The following is an 18009-nucleotide window of genomic DNA, read 5'->3' on the forward strand; positions in this document are numbered from 1 at the left end:
CCGAGGGGTTCAATGGGTGTTGTTCTGGTCGTCGGAGGCCGGGGCAGTCCCTGCCGCGGCAAGGGCCGCGTCGGCGGTCTCCACATAACCGCCGCCCAGGGCCTTGGCCAGGTCGGCGTCGAGCTTGTACGCGCGGAAGCGCAGGTCGGTGTCCAGGCGCGCCTGCACCAGCACGCTATCCTGCGCGATCAGCACGGTCAGGTAGTTGCCCAGGCCGGCGCGATAACGGTTCACGGCAAGTTCATAGGCCGCGTCGGTGGACGTGCGCGCCTGGCGCTGTTCCGTGGTTTCGCGTTCCAGCAGGCGCAGCGCGTCAAGCGCATCGGCGGTCTGGCGCACCGCGGTCAGCACGGTCTGGTTGTAGTCGGCGGCCGCCAGGTCGGCATCGGCGCGGCGGCCTGCCAGATTGGCGTTGAGCTCGCCGTTGTGGAACAGGGGCAGCGAAATCGCCGGGCCGATGTTGGCGGCGCGGCTGCCGGCGTCCAGCAGGTTGTTGGTGCCCAGCGCCTGGAAGCCGATGAAGGCGGTGAGGTTCACGTTGGGATAGAACTGCGCCTTGGCGACGTCGATTTCCTTGCGCGCCGCTTCCGCGCGCCAGCGCGCGGCCGTGACATCGGCGCGATGGCCCAGCAGCTCCAGCGGCACGGAGGCTGGCACGCCGCCTCCGGGCGCCGTCATCGTGGCCGCGACCAGCCGCTGGCCGCGTTCGGGACCGGCGCCGACGAGGGCCGCGACCTGGTTGCGCAGTTGCGCCAGCGTGGTCTCGATCTGGGTCAACTGCACCTTGCCGGCGGCCAGCGCGGCGTCCGCCTGCTTGACTTCCACCTGCGTGTCCAGGCCCGCGCTGAAGCGCTGGGCGGTGATGGCCTGCACATTCTCGCGCTGCTTGAGGATGCGCTGCAGGACCTCGCGCTGGGCGAAGGCGTCCTGCAGGTTGAGATAGGCTTCCACCACCGCGCTGCTCAGCATGACGCGCGCCGCCTGGCGATCGGCCTCGGCGGCTTGCTGCTGCGACAGCGCCGCCTTCAGGCGGGAGCTGTTCTTGCCCCAGAAATCCAGCTCGTAGCTGAAGTCCAGGCCCAGGCGAGTATCGCTCTGCGCCGAGCCGGCCAGCGGGGCAGGGTAGATATAGTTCTTGGAGATGTGCTCACGCTGCAGGCTGTAGTCCGCATCCACGCGCGGCAGCAGCGGTGCGCGGGCGGTGCCCACGGCCGCGTTGGCCTGCGCGAGGCGCGCCTGGGCCGCGGCCATCGAAGGGCTGTTGGCCAGGGCTTCTTCCACCAACGTGTCGAGCTGGGTGTCCTGATAGCGCCGCCACCATTTCTCCACGGGCCAGTTGGCGGTCGTCGTGCTCAGGCCCAGCGCGGTCCCATCGACCTGCTTGACCGGTTGGGGGCCTGGCTCCATCAGCGCGCAACCGCCCAGCGTCAGGACCAGCAAGGAGCTCAATAAGCGTTTCATAGCGACCAGAGATTCAATTGAGATGCTTTAAGTAATTGTTCAGGATGTAATTGCCTAGGCAGTGATTTAGGCGAACTACAGGACCAGTCATGTCGCCTGGTCATTTGGACGGCGGCACGGGCGCGGAGCCGTTTGCCAGCATGCGGCGCATGAAGTGGGACAACATCTGGGCCTCCTTTTCCGTGAACCCCCGCAGGAAGTGGTTCAAGGTGCGGGCAATATTCAGGGGGATCTGGCGGGTGACGGCGGCGCCTTCCTCCGTGACCTCGATCTTGATCACGCGGCGGTCGTGCTCGCAGCGCTGGCGGCGCAGCAATCCCTTGGCTTCCAGGCGGTCCAGGGTCCGCGTCATGGCGCCGGTGTCGACGTCCGACATGCGTGCCAGCTCGGCCGCGGTGTCGGCGCGCCCCATGCTGACCATGGCCAGCGGCCGCCACTGGGTGGCCGTCAGCCCGAGCGGGGCCATTTCCTGGTCCAGCGCCCGGTTCAGCGAGTTGTACACCAGTTTGATGAGATACCCGGGGTTCTCTTCAAACATTTGCAGGCGATCGCAGCGGTAGGGCGGCGAATCGTCTGACGGGTCAGGGGTTTCGGTATTCATGCCGCGCAATGTAGCTGCCTAAACAGTAACTGTCAATAAAGCCCCGACTTGCCACAGGGTTATGGGGGACGGAATGTGGCCGGCGCGCCTGCGTGCTGTCGATGTCGTAGAAAGGGGGTGCAAACGTGGCGCTCCCGCACATAAAATCCGGCCCATGACATCGACGACCGTTCCCCCGGCCAGCAGCGGGTTCTCGCAACGCGCAATGGGCTTTACGCTTGCTGCCCTGGGCGCCATCCTCTTCTCGGGCAAGGCCATCGTCGTCAAGTTCACCTATGCGTATGGCGTGGACGCCGTCACGCTGATTGCGTTTCGCATGCTGTTCTCGCTACCGTTCTTCGCCCTGATCGCGCTGGACCAGGCGCGCCGGGCGCGGCGCGGCCAGCTGCCGGTGCTGACGGCGGGCGAGCGGGGCCGCGTGGTGGTGCTGGGCCTGCTTGGCTACTACCTGTCCAGCTTCCTGGATTTCCTGGGCCTGCGCTATATCAGCGTCGGGCTGGAGCGCCTGATCCTTTTCCTCTCGCCGACGCTGGTGCTGCTCATCACCGCCTTCTGGCTCAAGCGCGCCATCGCGCGCAGCCAGTGGGTGGCGCTGGCGCTGTCCTACGCGGGCGTGGTGCTGGTGTTCGCGCATGACCTGTCGCAATCGGCGGGCGATGCGGTCTGGCTGGGCGCGGGCTTCGTCTTCGCGTCCGCGCTGACGTATGCCCTGTACCTGATCGGCTCCGGCGAGTTGGTCAAGCGGGTGGGCTCCACACGCCTGACAGCCTATGCCATGACCGTCTCCAGCATTGCCTGCCTGGTCCAGTTCTTCGTGCTGCATCCGGTATCGGCGCTGCTCCAGCCCATGGGTTTCTACGGCTTGTCGCTCATACACGCCACCGTCAACACCGTTCTGCCGGTCTTCATGATCATGGCCGCCGTCTCGCGCATCGGCGCGCCCCTGGCGGCGCAGCTTGGCATGCTGGGGCCGGTCTCCGTATTGTTCCTGGCATATTGGTTCCTGGGCGAGCCGGTGACATCCTGGCAATTGGCGGGCACCGGCCTGGTCCTGGCCGGCGTGTTCGCGCTCACCGCCAAATCGCGGGCGTCCGCCAAGCCCCGGAACGCGCCGGCATGAATTCCCTTGCTTTCCATTCATCCTGTACCCAACGATAAACGCACAAAAGGAGCGTTGCATGGCCAGCACTATCGCAAAGGCAATCCAGCTCGAAACCCATGGCGGTCCCGAGGTCCTGAAACTCGTCGACCTGGAAGTGCCGCCCCCCGGCCCGAAGGAAGTCACGATACGCCAGCACGCCGCGGGCTTGAACTTCATCGACATCTATTTCCGCACCGGCCTGTATCCGCACCCCTTGCCGCACGGCCTGGGCTCGGAGGGCGCGGGCGTGGTCGAAGCGGTGGGCAGCGAAGTCACCCATGTCAAGAAGGGGGATCGCGTCGCCTATGGCCAAAGCCCGCTGGGCGCCTATGCCCAAGTGCGCAATGTGCCGGCCGTGAACGTGGTGAAGCTGCCGAAGGGCATCAGCTTCGACGAAGCCGCCGCCATGATGCTCAAGGGCTTGACGGTGCAATACCTGTTTCGCCAAACCTACCGCCTGCAAGGTAATGAGACGATTCTTTTCCACGCGGCGGCGGGCGGCGTGGGCCTGATCGCCTGCCAGTGGGCGCGCGCGCTGGGCGTGAAATTGATCGGCACCGTTTCCAGCCCGGAGAAGGCCGCGCTGGCCAAGGAGCACGGCGCCTGGGCCACCATCGATTATTCGCGCGAGAACGTCGCCGAGAAGCTGCTGGAACTGACCGGTGGCAAGAAGGTGCCGGTGGTGTATGACGGCGTTGGCAAGGATACCTGGGAAGCGTCGCTCGACTGCATCGAACCGCGTGGCCTGATGGTCAGCTTCGGCAACGCGTCGGGTCCGGTGACCGGCGTGAATGTCGGCATCCTCAACCAGAAGGGCTGCCTGTACCTGACGCGTCCGTCGCTGGGCCTGCACATCAATACGCTGGACAAGCTGCAGGCCGCCTCCAGCGAGTTGTTCGACCTGGTGGTCAAGAAGAAGATCAAGCTGAACATCGGCCAGCGTTATCCGCTGGCGCAGGTCGGCGACGCGCACACCGCGCTGGCGGCGCGCAAGACCACCGGCGCGACGATCCTGACGCTGGATTGATGGTTGTATGAAGACGCCGCATCGCGGCGTCTTTTTTCCCGCGCCGCGGACGGGCGACCGCATGCCCCGCGGCGCGCGCCGTCGCCGGGTTTCCCTCCTTACAGTCACTCGCATTTTGTCCACAGTCCGTCACGTCCTACGGGCGGCAGCGTGGGCTAAGGTGATTAGGTCACTGACCTAGAGGAGCTGCGACATGACCCGAAAACTTCTGGCTTTGGCCCTGGCTACCACCGCGCTGGGCGGCCTTGCGGCTTGTTCCCATCCGAATGTCGTGCAGACCAAGGACGGACAGCAGATCGTCACTCCGGACGAGCCGGAATACAACAAGAAGTCCGGCACCTACCAGTACGAAGACAATGGCAAGAAGGTGCAGATCAACAAGGACGACGTCCATTCCATACAGGAAGTGAAGTAGGACGCCGCTTGTGCCCCCCGAGGGGGGCTTTTTGTCTTGGGGCCGCCCCAAGACAAGAAAGACCCGCATCACAGCCATGGCGCGGGTCTTTTCATTTGGGCTCGCGGAACCGGATCAGCCCTGGCCGTGTTCCTTGTGATAACGCGCCACGGTTTCGACTTCGTTCTTCGAACCGAGGATGACGCTGACGCGCTGGTGCAGCTGCATGGGCTGGATGTCGAGGATGCGCTGCGTGCCGTCGATGGCGGCGCCGCCGGCCTGCTCGATCAGCAGGCTCATGGGGTTGGCTTCATACATCAGGCGCAACTTGCCCGGCTTGTTCGGCTCGCGCGAGTCCCACGGATACATGAAGATGCCGCCACGCGTCAGGATGCGGTGCACGTCGGCCACCATGGACGCCACCCAGCGCATGTTGAAATCCTTGCCGCGCGGCCCGGTCTTGCCGGCCAGGCAGTCGTCGATGTAATGCTTCACGGGCGGCGCCCAGTGACGCATGTTCGACATATTGATGGCGAATTCCTTGGTGTCCTCGGGAATGCGCATGTCTTCGTGGGTCAGCACCCAGGATCCCATTTCGCGGTCCAGGGTGAAGCCGGCCACGCCATTGCCCACGGTGATGACCAGCATGGTCTGCGGGCCGTACACCGCATAGCCCGACGCCACCTGCTTGTTGCCGGGCTGCATGAAGTCCTGTTCGCCCACGGGCTGGCCGGGCGTGTCGTGATGCGCGCGCAGCACCGAGAAGATGGTGCCGATGGACACGTTGACGTCGATGTTCGACGAACCATCCAGCGGATCGAACAGCAGCAGGTATTCGCCCTTGGGATAACGGTTCGGAATGGGATGGATGGTTTCCATTTCTTCCGATGCCATGGCGGCCAGGTGGCCGCCCCATTCGTTGGCTTCGAGCAGGATTTCGTTGGACATCACGTCCAGCTTCTTCTGCACTTCGCCTTGCACGTTTTCCGTGCCCAGGCTGCCCAGCACGCCGCCCAGGGCGCCCTTGCTGACGGCGTGGCTGATGGCCTTGCAGGCGCGCGCGACCACTTCGATCAGCAGGCGTACTTCCGGCACGACCACGCCGTGTTCGCGCTGCTGCTCGACCAGGTATTGGGTGAGGGTCTTTCTTTTCAAGGGATTCTCCAGGATGAATGAAGTCAGGCGGCCAGTTCCAGCGCCTTGGACACGATTTCGTTGACGTTGCGCGAAAGGCCCGCGTGCGCGCGGACTTTTTCCAGCGCGCGCCGCATGGGTTCACGCAGGGCCGGCGTATAGCGTGCCCAGTTGTCCAGCGCGCGGGCCAGGCGGGCGGCGATTTCGGGGTTCAGCGCGTCCAGCGCCAGCACCTGCTCGACCCAGAACGCATAGCCGCTGCCGTCAGGCAGGTGCAGGCCGCGCGCGTTGTTCAGGCAGAACTGGAATACCAGGGCGCGGGCGCGATTCGGATTGCGCAGCGTGAAGGCGGGATGGGCCATCAGGCCTCGAACCGTTTCCACGGACGTGGAGCGCGCCGTGGCCTGCAGTGCGAACCACTTGTCGATGACCAGCGGGTCCTGCTGCCACTGCTCGTAGAAGTCGCCCAGCGTGCGCGTGGCGTCGTCGGGACGGCCATGGTTGACCAGCGCGCCCAGGGCGCCGAGGCGGTCGGTCATATTGCCGGCCTGGTCGTATTGCTCCAGCGCCCACGCTTGCGCGCGCGCATCGCCGGCCGCCATCAGGTGTGACAGGGCCAGGTTCTTCAAGGCGCGCCGGCCCGCCGGGACGGGCGCGGGGCTGTAGGCGCCCGGCGTCTGGTTGTTCTCGAACGCGGCCGTCCAGGCCTGGGCCAACTGGCGGCCCAGGTCGGCGCGCACGAAATCGCGCGCGACGGCGAGGGCGGGCGGGTCGATATCGGTCATGCGTTCGGCCAGCGTCTTCTCCGACGGCAGGGCGAGCGCACGGGCGCGATAGGCGGCATCCAGCCGCGGATCGGTCAGCAGGGTGCGCCAGGCCTCGACAAAAGCGGGTTGCAGGCTCAGCGCGTCCCCTTGCTGGACACGTGCAGCCAGCGCCAGGATCTGGCGCGTGGCCAGTTCCTGGCCGGCCTCCCAGCGGGCGAAGGGGTCGGGATCGTGCGCCGACAGCAGGGCCAGTTGGTCGTCACGCCAGGGGTACTCGACGATGACGGGCGCGGAGAAACCGCGCAGCAGCGACGGCACGGGCTCGCTGGAAATGCCATCGAACACCCATTCCTGGCGTTCGGTGGTCAACTCCAGCAGCACCGTGTCCACGGCCGGCGCGCCGTCGAGCGAGAGCGGCAGGGGCCGGCCGGCGCGGTCCAGCAGGCCCATCGCGAACGGGATATGCAACGGCGGCTTGTCGGCCCCGTCGGCCGTGGTTTTTTCGACCCCGACCGGCGCGCAGCGCTGCGACAGGGTCACGGCGCAGCGCCGCGTCGCCGCATCGTAGGCCAGCGAGACGGCGACGCGCGGCGTGCCGGCCTGGCGGTACCAGCGGCGGAACACGGACAGGTCGCGGCCGGGATGCTGCCGCGTGTAGACCGATTCCATCGCGGCCACGAAGTCGTCGCAGGTCACGGCCTGCCCGTCATGGCGGCGGAAATACTCGTCCATCCCCGCGCGAAAGCCTTGCTCGCCCAGCAGCGTATGCTGCATGCGGATGACCTCGGCGCCTTTCTCGTAGACCGTGGCCGTGTAGAAGTTGCCGATCTCCTGGTAGCTTTCGGGGCGGATGGGATGGGCCATGGGGCCGGCATCTTCCGGGAATTGCGCGGCGCGCAGCGTGGCGACGTCATCGATGCGCTTGACCGCGCGGGCGCTGGCGGCGGCCGCGGCATCCAGACCGTGCGCCATCATGTCGGCGCTGAATTCCTGGTCGCGGAAAACCGTGAGCCCTTCCTTGAGGCTCAACTGGAACCAGTCGCGGCAGGTCACGCGGTTGCCGGTCCAGTTGTGGAAATACTCGTGGCCGATGACCGACTCGATGCCTTCGTAGTTGGCGTCGGTGGCCGTATCGGGATTCGCCAGCACGTAGGCCGCGTTGAAGATATTCAGGCCCTTGTTCTCCATCGCGCCCATGTTGAAGTCGCGCACGGCGACCACCATGAAGCGGTCCAGGTCCAATTCCAGGCCGAAGCGGGTCTCGTCCCAGCGCAAGGCCCGTTCCAGCGATTCCAGGGCCCAGGCCGTGCGGTCCTCCGACCCCGGGTCGCTATAGACCTGCAACAGCACTTCACGGCCGCTGGCGGTGCGCGCACGGGTCTCGCGGCAGGTCAGCTGCCCCGCCACCAGGGCAAACAGGTAGCAGGGCTTGGGGAAAGGATCTTCCCATTCCACTTCCTGGCGACCGTCGGGCAACGTACGGCTGGCGACCAGGTTGCCGTTGCTTAACAGGTGGGGGTACTCGGGCAGGGCGCGCAGCGTCACCCGATAGCGCGACATCACATCCGGCCGGTCCGCGAACCAGGTGATGCGGCGGAAACCTTCGGCCTCGCACTGCGTGAAGAAATTCCCGCTCGATACGTACAGGCCCATCAGCGTCGAATTGGCCTGGGGGCGGCAGCGGCTGACGATCTCGACCACGGCCTGGTCGGGCAGGCCGGGTAGCGTCAGGGTCTCCGCGGTCAGCGTATGGCGGCCGGCATCCCAGGCGGCGCCGTCGACATGAACCGAGACCAGCTCCAGCTCGCTGCCGTCCAGCACCAGCGGCGCCGTGTCGCCGGCCGTGCGACGGCGCACGGTCAGGCGTGACGTCACGGTGGTGACCTCGGGTTCGAGATCGAACGCCAGCGCCACTTCGGGAATTTCAAAAGGATAGGGCCGGTAGTCCTTGCGGTAGATGGTCACGGAAGTATCGGTGCGCATGGGCTATTTTTCCCCGGAAAGAAGTCATGACCTGGCTATTGTAGGACGCGGCCTGGTGCTTGCTGCGCAAAACTTTATACGCTAAGCCTGGTCTCAAGGGCATGGGCAAGACGTATGATGCGTCGCGGCCGTGTACGAGGTTCGCCGTACTCCAGGAGTCATTTCATGAATCGCTATAAACATCTGTCCTTTGCACGGTGGGTCCGGGCGTGCTGCGCCGCCTTGTTCGCGCTGGCGCTGGCGGGATGCGCGACGACCAATACGGTGTCGGCGCGCGTGACGTCCTTCCAGCATTGGCCCGACAACGCGACCGGGCAGACGTATCGTTTCGTCGCGGCCGATGCTGGCCAGGAAAATAACCTGGAGTATCAGTCTTACCAGGACATGGTGCGGGCCGGCATAGGCGCGACCGGCCTGGTGGAAGCCGCCAAGGGGGCGCCGGCGCGATTCAATGTGTCCTTCACGTATGGCGTCGCGCAAACCCAGGTCATGGTGCGGCGTCCCTATGATCCCTATTTCTATGGCGGTTATCCCGGATTCTATGGTCCGCGCGGCTATTGGGGCGGTTTCGGCGGCTATTGGGGCCCTGACTGGGTGGATGTGCCCACGGTCGCTTATCGCAACTCGCTCGGAATCTCGATTCGCGACGCCAGTAACGGCGGCGCCGAAGTGTATCGAGCCAGCGCTTATAGCGTATCCGGCAGCGACCGCCTGCTGCAGGTCATGCCTTATCTGGTGCGGGCGGTCTTCGACCAGTTCCCGGGTAATAATGGCTCGGAGCGCAGGGTCGAATACCCGGTGGGTCATTGATATATTAGTTGTTTTAATGAAGATACAATGTAATGGTTGTAATGTACTAAGCAGTGAAATAAGTCAGGGAATGTGCCATTTATCCGCATAAATACGTGTATTTGCCGGTCCGTCCTCGATGGTCGGCCGGCATAACGGCGGAGATAAAAAAACATCGCGCCGGATATCGGCGCGATGTTTTTGCGGCAGCCTCGCGGGGCGATCGACAGCGGTCCGCGGCGGGCTGCTTCGCGCCCGCGGGCGCTTATCGGGCTTATTGGATAAGGAAGCTGTCCCGCTTGGCGCCTTCCGCTTCGGCGGCGGTCAACCAGCGCGGGGCCTTGCCGCGGCCGCTCCAGGTTTCGCCCGTCTCAGGGTGGCGGTACTTGGGAGCCACGGCGCGCTTGGCCCGGGGAGCGGCCGGCGCGGCGCTCTTGCGCGTGGCGGGAGCGCGGGCGGGCTTGCCGAAAGCGGCGGCGATTTCCTCGGGAGTGATATTGTATTCACGCATCGAGCGAATGATCGATGCCACCACGGGCTTGCGCCGCTTGGTCTGCAGCAATTCGGCTCGCTTGCGGAGTTTGCCGATTTCCTTTTCTATCTTGGCCTGCTGTGCCGCGTAGTTTTCTCTAACCATGGTGCTGTGATCCTTATTATGGAAATTCGGTTTTCCCGACAGGATGAGGTTATTGTATCCGCAATGGTACAAAATTTATACCGCCATTATCCTCAGAATTCTTGAATCCATATGTTTCAGTCCACCGATTGTTCAAGGGAAGTATCAACCATGTCCTTCAAAGTCGCCGCGATTCAAATGGTCAGCACACCGGACGTGCAGGAAAATATTCAGGCGGCCGGCGCCCTGATCGCCGAGGCCGCCGCGGACGGCGCCGCCCTTGTCGCATTGCCTGAATATTTCTGCCTTATGGGACGCAAGGATACCGATAAGGTGGCTGCGCGCGAGAATGAGGGCGACGGGCCGATTCAGGCATTCCTGGCGCAGCAGGCGCGTACGCATGGCATATACGTCGTCGGCGGCACGCTGCCCATGGTCTGCCCCGAACCGGAAAGAGTCTATAACACGACGCTGGTGTTCGGGCCGGATGGTGCGCCGATTGCGCGCTATGACAAAATCCATCTCTTTAACTTCCAGCGTGGCGCCGAATCGTTCGACGAGGCGACGAGCATACGGCCGGGAACGGCGCCGCGGGTTTTCGACACCCCTATCGGCAAGGTCGGGCTGTCGATTTGCTATGACCTCAGATTTCCTGAGTTATATCGAGCTTTTGGAGGCGTCAGCTTGATTTTGGTTCCCGCCGCCTTTACCTATACGACAGGAAAGGCGCACTGGGAGTTGCTGTTGCGCGCTCGCGCGGTCGAAAACCAGTGCTATGTGCTGGCGCCGGCGCAGGGCGGCGTGCACCCGACCGGGCGCCGCACTTGGGGGCATTCCATGCTGGTCGACCCCTGGGGTGAAATCGTCGCGCAATTGCCGGAAGGGCCGGGCGTGGTGGCGGGTAACATAGACACCGATCGCCTTGAGGAAATCCGAACGGCCTTGCCCGCATTGCGGCATCGCGTCATGTAATCGCATATTGTCTACACCCGATAAATACCGGGACAGGCAAATAGCGTGAAGAAATTGTGAAGTTCGCCATCGAGTCCAGCCATGAAAATTACCGATCCTGCCATTCAATCGCTTGCCACCGCCAAAACCTTGCTGCTCGACCCCTGGGGATTGAGCGAGGCCGATATGGCGCGCGCGCTGGGAGAAATATTCACGCATAAGGTCGATTACGCCGATCTTTATTTCCAATACACGCGCAGCGAGGGATGGAGCCTGGAAGAGGGCATCGTGAAAACCGGCAGTTTTTCCATCGGCCAGGGCGTGGGCGTGCGCGCCATCAGCGGCGAGAAAACCGCTTTCGCCTATTCGGACACGCTGTCGCCGGAAGCCTTGCTGTCGTCGGCGCGGACGGTGCGCAGCATCGCCCGCCAGGGCGCCGGCAAGGCCCGCGTCACCGCGCCGGCCGATCCCGGCCCCGGGCGGGGCCTGTATCCGGCCATCGATCCCTTGCTGACATTGGGGGCGCCGGAGAAGGTGGCCTTGCTGGAACGGGTGGAACGGATGGCGCGGGCCCGCGACCCCCATGTGATCCAGGTCATGGCGGGGCTGGGGGCCGAGTACGACGTCATCCTGGTTGCCGGCAGCGATGGCCGGCTGGCCGCCGACGTGCGTCCGCTGGTGCGCCTGTCGCTGACGGTGATCGCCGAACGCAACGGACGGCGGGAAATGGGGCACGCGGGCGGCGGCGGCCGTTCGGGACTGGCGTATTTCACGGATGACATCCTGCGCGGGTATGTCGAGCACGCGGTGCATGAGGCGCTGGTGAACCTGGACGCCCGTCCCGCGCCGGCGGGCGAAATGACCGTGGTGCTCGGTTCGGGCTGGCCGGGCATCCTGCTGCACGAAGCGGTCGGCCATGGCCTGGAAGGCGATTTCAACCGCAAGGGTTCCAGCGTGTTTTCCGGCCGCATCGGCGAGCGTGTGGCGTCCAAGGGGGTTACCGTGATCGACGATGGCACGATACCTGACCGCCGCGGCTCGCTGAATGTCGATGACGAAGGTAATACGACCCAGCGCAATGTCCTGATCGAGGACGGTATCTTGCGTGGCTATATGCAGGACACCATGAATGCCCGCCTGATGAAGACGGCCGCTACCGGCAACGGCCGGCGGGAGTCGTTTGCGCACTTGCCCATGCCGCGCATGACCAATACCTACATGCTGGCGGGCCAGACGCCGCCCGAGGAGATCATTGCGTCGGTCAAGCACGGGCTGTACGCCGTCAATTTCGGCGGCGGCCAGGTGGATATCACCAGCGGCAAATTCGTTTTCTCGGCGTCCGAGGCCTATATGATCGAAAACGGCAAGGTGACCTATCCGGTCAAGGGCGCGACGCTGATAGGCAACGGGCCGGACGCGATGACCAAGGTCAGCCTGATCGGCAATGATTTGCGGCTCGATTCCGGCGTGGGGACCTGCGGCAAGGAAGGGCAGAGCGTGCCGGTGGGCGTGGGCATGCCGACGGTGCGCATGGAGGGTCTTACCGTGGGCGGCACGGCCTGAATCAACGAGCGTCAACGGGCGCGGCGGCGCGTGGGTTTTTTTCACGGCCGCTTTCTTGTGACAAGAATTTATGCTATGGTTGCCGCCATGAATACCGCAATCCAGTCCGTCGGCGCCGGCCGATTTTATTTTTACTTTTTTGGCTTTCCGATGCCGCTGGCGGAGGAAGGATTGCGCGCATACTGAAGTTTGCACAGAATCCCCCCAAAAAAGCCGCCAGCAAACTGGCGGCTTTTTTTATGTCCGCCAGCCTGGCTACCCCACCCCAGGAAGGAAATACCGTGTCTCACAATACTGACGATCTTCGAATCCGCGAAATCAAGGAACTGACCCCGCCCGCGCACGTCATGCGTGAATTTTCGTGTACCCAGGCCGCATCGGCGGTGGTGCACGATACGCGCCAGGCGCTGCATCGCATTCTGCACGGGATGGACGACAGGCTGGCGGTGGTGATCGGCCCTTGCTCCATCCATGACACCAAGGCGGCGCTGGAGTACGCGGACAGGCTGAAGGTCGTGCGGGAAAAACTGAAGGCCGACCTTGAAATCGTGATGCGGGTGTATTTCGAAAAGCCGCGCACCACGGTGGGCTGGAAGGGGCTGATCAACGATCCCGACCTGGATGGCAGCTTCAATATCAACAAGGGCGTGCGCATCGCGCGCGAGCTGCTGCTGGAAATCAATAGCCGTGGCTTGCCGGCCGGCTGCGAATTCCTCGACATGATCACGCCGCAATACATCGCGGACCTCGTGTCCTGGGGCGCCATCGGCGCGCGCACCACGGAAAGCCAGGTGCACCGCGAGCTGGCGTCGGGCCTGTCCTGCCCGGTCGGCTTCAAGAACGGCACCGACGGCAATATCAAGATCGCGGTGGACGCCATCAAGGCGGCATCGCAACCGCACCATTTCCTGTCGGTGACCAAGGGCGGGCATTCGGCCATCGTTTCGACCGCCGGCAACGAAGATTGCCATGTCATCCTGCGCGGCGGCAAGGCGCCCAACTACGACGCGGCCAGCGTCGAAGCCGCCTGCCAGGACCTGGCGAAGGCGGGTCTGGCGCAGCGCCTGATGATAGACACCAGCCACGCCAATAGCAGCAAGAAGCCGGAAAACCAGCCGATGGTGGCGGACGATATCGCGCGCCAGATGGAGGCGGGCGATACGCGCATCGTCGGCCTGATGATCGAAAGCCATTTGCTGGCGGGGCGCCAGGACCTGGTGCCGGGACAGGCGCTCACCTATGGCCAGAGCATCACCGACGGCTGCATCGATTGGGACTCGTCGGTGCAGGTGCTGGAGCGTCTCGCGGCCGCCGTGCGCGAACGCCGCCGCAGTGGTTCCGCCAGCGGAAAGTGACGCCCCGGAGGGGCGTCACTGGAGGAGCGGCGTAAAATACGCGATCCGCGGGGCCGCGCGATGTGGTTCCGGTTGATCTCCAGGAATGCCATGAACGCTCCTCTGCACGCCGATACTTTGCGCCGTCCGATTCCCGCCGCCTGCCTGGATGCGTTGCGCGCGCTGTTCGGCGAGCGGTTTTCCATCGCGCAAGCGGTGCGCGAGCATCATGGGCATGACGAGTCGCCGTATCCGGACGTGTTGCCCGATGCGGTGGTGTTCGCCCTGAGCACCGAGGAAGTGGCGGCGTTCGCGCGGATCTGCAACGAATACCGCGTGCCGGTGGTGCCTTACGGCGCGGGCTCCTCGCTGGAAGGGCATCTGTTGCCGGTGCAGGGCGGGATCACGCTCGATCTTTCGCGCATGAACGCGGTGCTGGCGCTCAATGCCGAAGACTTCACCGTGACCGTGCAGGCGGGCGTGACGCGCAAGCAACTCAATGAAGAGATCCGCGATACGGGCCTGTTCTTCCCGGTCGACCCTGGCGCCGACGCCAGCCTGGGCGGCATGGCGGCGACGCGCGCGTCGGGCACCAACGCCGTGCGCTACGGCACGATGCGCGAGAACGTGGTGTCGCTGACCGTCGTCACGGCGGATGGCCGCGTCGTGCGCACGGCGCGGCGCGCGCCCAAGTCCTCGGCCGGCTACGACCTGACCCGCATCTTCGTCGGCAGCGAAGGCACGCTGGGCATCATCACCGAAGTGACGGTCAAGCTCTATCCGCAACCCGAAGCCGTGTCGGCGGCGGTCTGCAATTTCCCGTCCCTGGGCGACGCGGTCGACAGCGTCATCGAAATCATGCAGATGGGCATCCCGGTGGCGCGCGTGGAGTTCATGGACGAACACGCCGTACGTTCGGTGAACCTGCACAGCAAGCTCGCCTTGCGCGAAACGCCGCTGCTGGTCTTCGAATTCCATGGCAGCGCCGCGGGCGTGCAGGAGCATGCCCAGGCCGTGCAGGCCATCGTGCGCGAGCACGGGGCCATGGACTTCGATTGGGCGGAACGCCCCGAAGACCGCAGCCGCCTGTGGGCCGCGCGCCACAATGCCTACTTTGCCGGCCTGCAACTGCGACCAGGCTGCCGGGCCAGCACCACCGACGTCTGCGTGCCGATCTCGGCCTTGGCCGATTGCGTGCGCGAGACCGCGCAGGACCTGGCCGGGGCGCCGTTTCCCTTCACCATCGTCGGCCACGTCGGCGACGGCAATTTCCACGTCCTCATGCTGCTGGACCCGGACAGCGCCGAAGAGTGGCAGGCGTCCGAACGCATCAACCACGCGCTCGTGCGCCGCGCCATCGCCGCGGACGGCACCTGCACCGGCGAGCATGGCGTCGGCCTGCACAAGATGCAGTTCCTGGAAGAGGAGCACGGCGCCGATGCCCTGGCGTTGATGCGCAGCCTCAAGCACGCGTTCGACCCCAACAACATCCTCAATCCCGGCAAGATCTTCCACTGGTAGCGGGCGCGTCGAAAGTAACCTTGGGTACTATGTGGTTAAACCCCCCGGGTAAATCCCGGCCTGTGCGAATCCGTCCCTCGCGCTATTGTTCTCCATCATGGATAACAAGGCAGAGACAGACCTCACGGACGCCCAAAGCGCCCCTCCCGCCGCGGCCGACCTGATCGCGGCCCTGCAGGCCGTACTGCCGTCCCATTGCGTCCTTTTTCGCGAAGAGGACACGCGTCCGTTCGAGTGCGACGGCCTCTCGCTCTACCGTGCCTTGCCCGCCGTCGTCTGCCTGCCCGAGACCGAAGCGCAGGTGCAGGCGGTCATGCGCATCTGCCGCAAGCTCAACGCTCCCGTCGTTCCCCGCGGCGCCGGCACCGGCTTGTCCGGCGGCGCCATGCCGCATTCGCAAGGCGTGCTGCTGGGCCTGTCCAAGCTCAATCGCATCAAGCACATCGACCGCGACAACGCCACCGCCGTCGTCGAACCCGGCGTCCGCAACCTGGCGATCTCCGAAGCCGCCGCGCCTTATGGGCTGTACTACGCGCCGGACCCGTCCAGCCAGATCGCATGCTCGATAGGCGGCAATGTCGCCGAGAACTCCGGCGGCGTGCGCTGCATGAAATACGGCCTTACCGTGCACAACATCCTGCGCGTGCGCCTCGTCACGATAGACGGCGACATCGTCGAGCTAGGCTCGGAGGCCCCCGACGCGGCCGGCCTGGACCTGCTGGCGGTGTTCATCGGGTCGGAAGGCATGCTGGGCGTGGTCACCGAGATCACCGTCAAGCTGCTGCCCAAGCCCGCTTGCGCGCAGGTGCTGCTGGCCAGCTTCAATAGCGTGGAGGCGGCCGGCCACGCGGTGACCAGGATCATCGGCGCCGGCATCATCCCCGCCGGCCTCGAAATGATGGACCGCCAGGCGATCCATATGGTGGAACCCTTCGTGCAGGCCGGTTATGACATGGACGCGCAGGCCATCCTGCTGTGCGAGTCCGACGGCACGCGCGAGGAAGTGGACCACGAAGTCGAACGCATGGAGGCCGTCCTGCAATCCGCCGGCGCCACGCGCTTGCAGGTATCCGGCTCGGAACCCGAGCGGCTGCGCTTCTGGGCCGGCCGCAAGAACGCTTTTCCCGCGGCGGGCCGTGTCTCGCCGGACTATTACTGCATGGATGGCACCATTCCGCGCCGCCACCTGGCGCGCGTCCTGAACGCCATCGAGCAGATGGAAGACGAGTTCGGCCTGCGTTGCGCGAATGTGTTCCACGCGGGCGACGGCAATCTGCATCCCTTGATTCTTTTCGATTCAAACAAGCCGGAAGAGACGGAGCGCGCCGACAAGTTCGGCGTGGCGATACTCGAACTGTGCGTACAGGTAGGAGGCACCGTGACTGGAGAGCACGGCGTGGGCATGGAGAAAATCAATCAGATGTGCGTGCAGTTCTCGCGAGAGGAACTCGACACGTTCCTGGCGGTCAAGCGGGCATTCGATCCGCGTTGCCTGCTGAACCCTCAAAAGGTGATACCGACGCTGGCGCGCTGCGCGGAGTACGGCAAGATGCACGTACACGCGGGCGAACTGCGCTTTCCCGATCTTTCGCGCTTCTAGGTCCGGACTCGTTCATGGAATTCGTCCTGTCGGAGTTGTGCGACCAGGTCATGACCGCGCACGCCGGGCACAAGCCTGTGTTCATCACGGGCGGCGGCAGCAAGGCCTTCTATGGCAATCATCGGCCGCTGCGGCCGCAGGATGGCCATTGCCTGCTCGAGGTCAACGCCTATCACGGCATCGTCAACTACCAGCCTTCCGAGTTGATGGTCACCGTGCGGGCGGGCACGCCGCTGCAGGCGCTGGAGGCTGCCCTGGCGGAACACGACCAGATGCTGGCCTTCGAACCGCCGCACTACGGGCGCGGCGCCACGGTCGGCGGCTGCGTGGCGACCGGGCTGTCGGGCCCGCGCCGCATGGCCGCGGGGGCCGTGCGCGATTTCGTGCTCGGCGCGCGCCTGCTCGATGCGCAGGGCCGGGTACTGAATTTCGGCGGCGAGGTGATGAAGAACGTCGCGGGCTATGACGTATCGCGCCTGCTGGCCGGCTCGCAAGGCATTTTCGGCGCCATCCTGGAGGTCTCGCTGAAGGTAGTGCCACGGCCGATGGAGGAGGTCACCTTGCGCCTGGAGGCCGACGAGGCGCAGGCGCTGGCCTCGTTCGCACGCTGGCGCGGCCTGCCCATGCCGGTGTCGGCGACGGCGTGGTTGCCGGTTCCCGGCCTGCCCGGTCAGTTGTGGGTGCGCCTGTCGGGGGCGCCGCCGGCGACGGCGGCAGCGCGCGCGCGCATCGGCGGCGAAGTCGTCGATGCCGACGTGGCGGCGCGGCACTGGGCGTCCATGCGCGAGCAGACGCACGCCTTTTTCGACCGCGGACATAGCCTCTGGCGCCTGGCCGTGCCGCCGTCGACGCCGCCGCTGGACCTGGGCCCGACGTTGATCGAATGGGGCGGCGGCCAACGCTGGCTATGCGTGGGCGCGAACGGCGACGCGGCCGCCTTGCGCGCCGCGGCGCAGGCTCGCGGCGGCCACGCTACCCTGTTTCGCGCGGCGCGGCAGAAGGATGTTCCCGCCGATGGCGTCTTTCATCCGCTGACGCCGGGCGTGGCGCAGCTCACGCGCCGCTTGAAGCAGGAGCTTGACCCCTTGGGCCTGTTCAATCCGGGCCGGCTGATCCTGGAGCTATGA

At 65.0% G+C, this 18009-nt stretch carries 15 protein-coding genes; 10 read left to right on the forward strand and 5 right to left on the reverse strand.

Annotated elements, in window-relative coordinates:
- Positions 1-9: 9 nt before the first annotated feature.
- The gene (locus C7R54_RS07010; protein WP_129149509.1) at positions 10-1461 is read right to left on the reverse strand and encodes an efflux transporter outer membrane subunit; all 1452 of its coding nucleotides are present in this window, start codon (positions 1459-1461) and stop codon (positions 10-12) included.
- 100 nt (positions 1462-1561) lie between these two features.
- Positions 1562-2062 carry a MarR family winged helix-turn-helix transcriptional regulator gene (locus C7R54_RS07015; RefSeq protein WP_192903611.1) on the reverse strand — a complete coding sequence of 167 codons (501 nt, stop codon included), beginning with the start codon at positions 2060-2062 and terminating at the stop codon, positions 1562-1564.
- A 154-nt stretch (positions 2063-2216) separates the two neighbouring features.
- On the opposite strand from C7R54_RS07015, the gene C7R54_RS07020 reads away from it, so the two are divergent.
- The 3 genes from C7R54_RS07020 to C7R54_RS07030 all read left to right on the forward strand — a co-directional run bounded on the left by C7R54_RS07020 (position 2217) and on the right by C7R54_RS07030 (position 4645).
- Positions 2217-3182 carry a DMT family transporter gene (locus tag C7R54_RS07020; protein WP_129149510.1) on the forward strand — a complete coding sequence of 322 codons (966 nt, stop codon included), beginning with the start codon at positions 2217-2219 and terminating at the stop codon, positions 3180-3182.
- Between the two features lie 58 nt (positions 3183-3240).
- Positions 3241-4230 carry a quinone oxidoreductase family protein gene (locus C7R54_RS07025; RefSeq protein WP_129149511.1) on the forward strand — a complete coding sequence of 330 codons (990 nt, stop codon included), beginning with the start codon at positions 3241-3243 and terminating at the stop codon, positions 4228-4230.
- 193 nt (positions 4231-4423) lie between these two features.
- Positions 4424-4645, forward strand: a complete 222-nt coding sequence (locus C7R54_RS07030) for a YgdI/YgdR family lipoprotein (protein ID WP_129149512.1) — start codon at positions 4424-4426, stop codon at positions 4643-4645.
- Between the two features lie 114 nt (positions 4646-4759).
- Here C7R54_RS07030 and C7R54_RS07035 read toward each other — a convergent pair whose 3' ends face one another.
- Positions 4760-5779, reverse strand: a complete 1020-nt coding sequence (locus tag C7R54_RS07035; RefSeq protein ID WP_129149513.1) for a class 1 fructose-bisphosphatase — start codon at positions 5777-5779, stop codon at positions 4760-4762.
- Between the two features lie 23 nt (positions 5780-5802).
- Positions 5803-8508 carry an aminopeptidase N gene (pepN, locus tag C7R54_RS07040; protein WP_129149514.1) on the reverse strand — a complete coding sequence of 902 codons (2706 nt, stop codon included), beginning with the start codon at positions 8506-8508 and terminating at the stop codon, positions 5803-5805.
- A gap of 165 nt (positions 8509-8673) precedes the next feature.
- Here pepN and C7R54_RS07045 point away from each other — a divergent pair, with 165 nt between their 5' ends.
- Positions 8674-9318, forward strand: coding sequence for a DUF4136 domain-containing protein (locus C7R54_RS07045; RefSeq protein WP_129149515.1), 645 nt, complete (start codon positions 8674-8676; stop codon positions 9316-9318).
- A 253-nt stretch (positions 9319-9571) separates the two neighbouring features.
- Here C7R54_RS07045 and C7R54_RS07050 read toward each other — a convergent pair whose 3' ends face one another.
- Positions 9572-9934: an H-NS histone family protein gene (locus C7R54_RS07050; RefSeq protein WP_129149516.1), complete on the reverse strand. Its 363-nt coding sequence runs from the start codon at positions 9932-9934 to the stop codon at positions 9572-9574.
- A 150-nt stretch (positions 9935-10084) separates the two neighbouring features.
- Here C7R54_RS07050 and C7R54_RS07055 point away from each other — a divergent pair, with 150 nt between their 5' ends.
- From C7R54_RS07055 to glcE, 6 genes are all read left to right on the forward strand, one after another.
- Positions 10085-10885, forward strand: coding sequence for a carbon-nitrogen hydrolase family protein (locus tag C7R54_RS07055; protein ID WP_240039424.1), 801 nt, complete (start codon positions 10085-10087; stop codon positions 10883-10885).
- A gap of 81 nt (positions 10886-10966) precedes the next feature.
- The gene (tldD, locus tag C7R54_RS07060) at positions 10967-12427 is read left to right on the forward strand and encodes a metalloprotease TldD (RefSeq protein WP_129149518.1); all 1461 of its coding nucleotides are present in this window, start codon (positions 10967-10969) and stop codon (positions 12425-12427) included.
- Positions 12428-12708: 281 nt separating this feature from the next.
- On the forward strand, positions 12709-13782 hold the full coding sequence (aroG, locus tag C7R54_RS07065) for a 3-deoxy-7-phosphoheptulonate synthase AroG (protein WP_129149519.1): 1074 nt from the start codon (positions 12709-12711) through the stop codon (positions 13780-13782).
- A gap of 90 nt (positions 13783-13872) precedes the next feature.
- On the forward strand, positions 13873-15282 hold the full coding sequence (locus C7R54_RS07070; RefSeq protein ID WP_129149520.1) for an FAD-binding oxidoreductase: 1410 nt from the start codon (positions 13873-13875) through the stop codon (positions 15280-15282).
- Positions 15283-15379: 97 nt separating this feature from the next.
- Positions 15380-16882, forward strand: coding sequence for an FAD-linked oxidase C-terminal domain-containing protein (locus tag C7R54_RS07075; RefSeq protein ID WP_129149521.1), 1503 nt, complete (start codon positions 15380-15382; stop codon positions 16880-16882).
- Between the two features lie 14 nt (positions 16883-16896).
- Entirely contained in the window at positions 16897-18009 is a 1113-nt protein-coding gene (gene glcE / locus C7R54_RS07080; RefSeq protein ID WP_129149522.1) for a glycolate oxidase subunit GlcE, read from the forward strand.

It is taken from the genome of Achromobacter aloeverae (assembly GCF_004121055.1).
In the GTDB taxonomy this organism is placed as follows: domain Bacteria; phylum Pseudomonadota; class Gammaproteobacteria; order Burkholderiales; family Burkholderiaceae_B; genus Bordetella_C; species Bordetella_C aloeverae.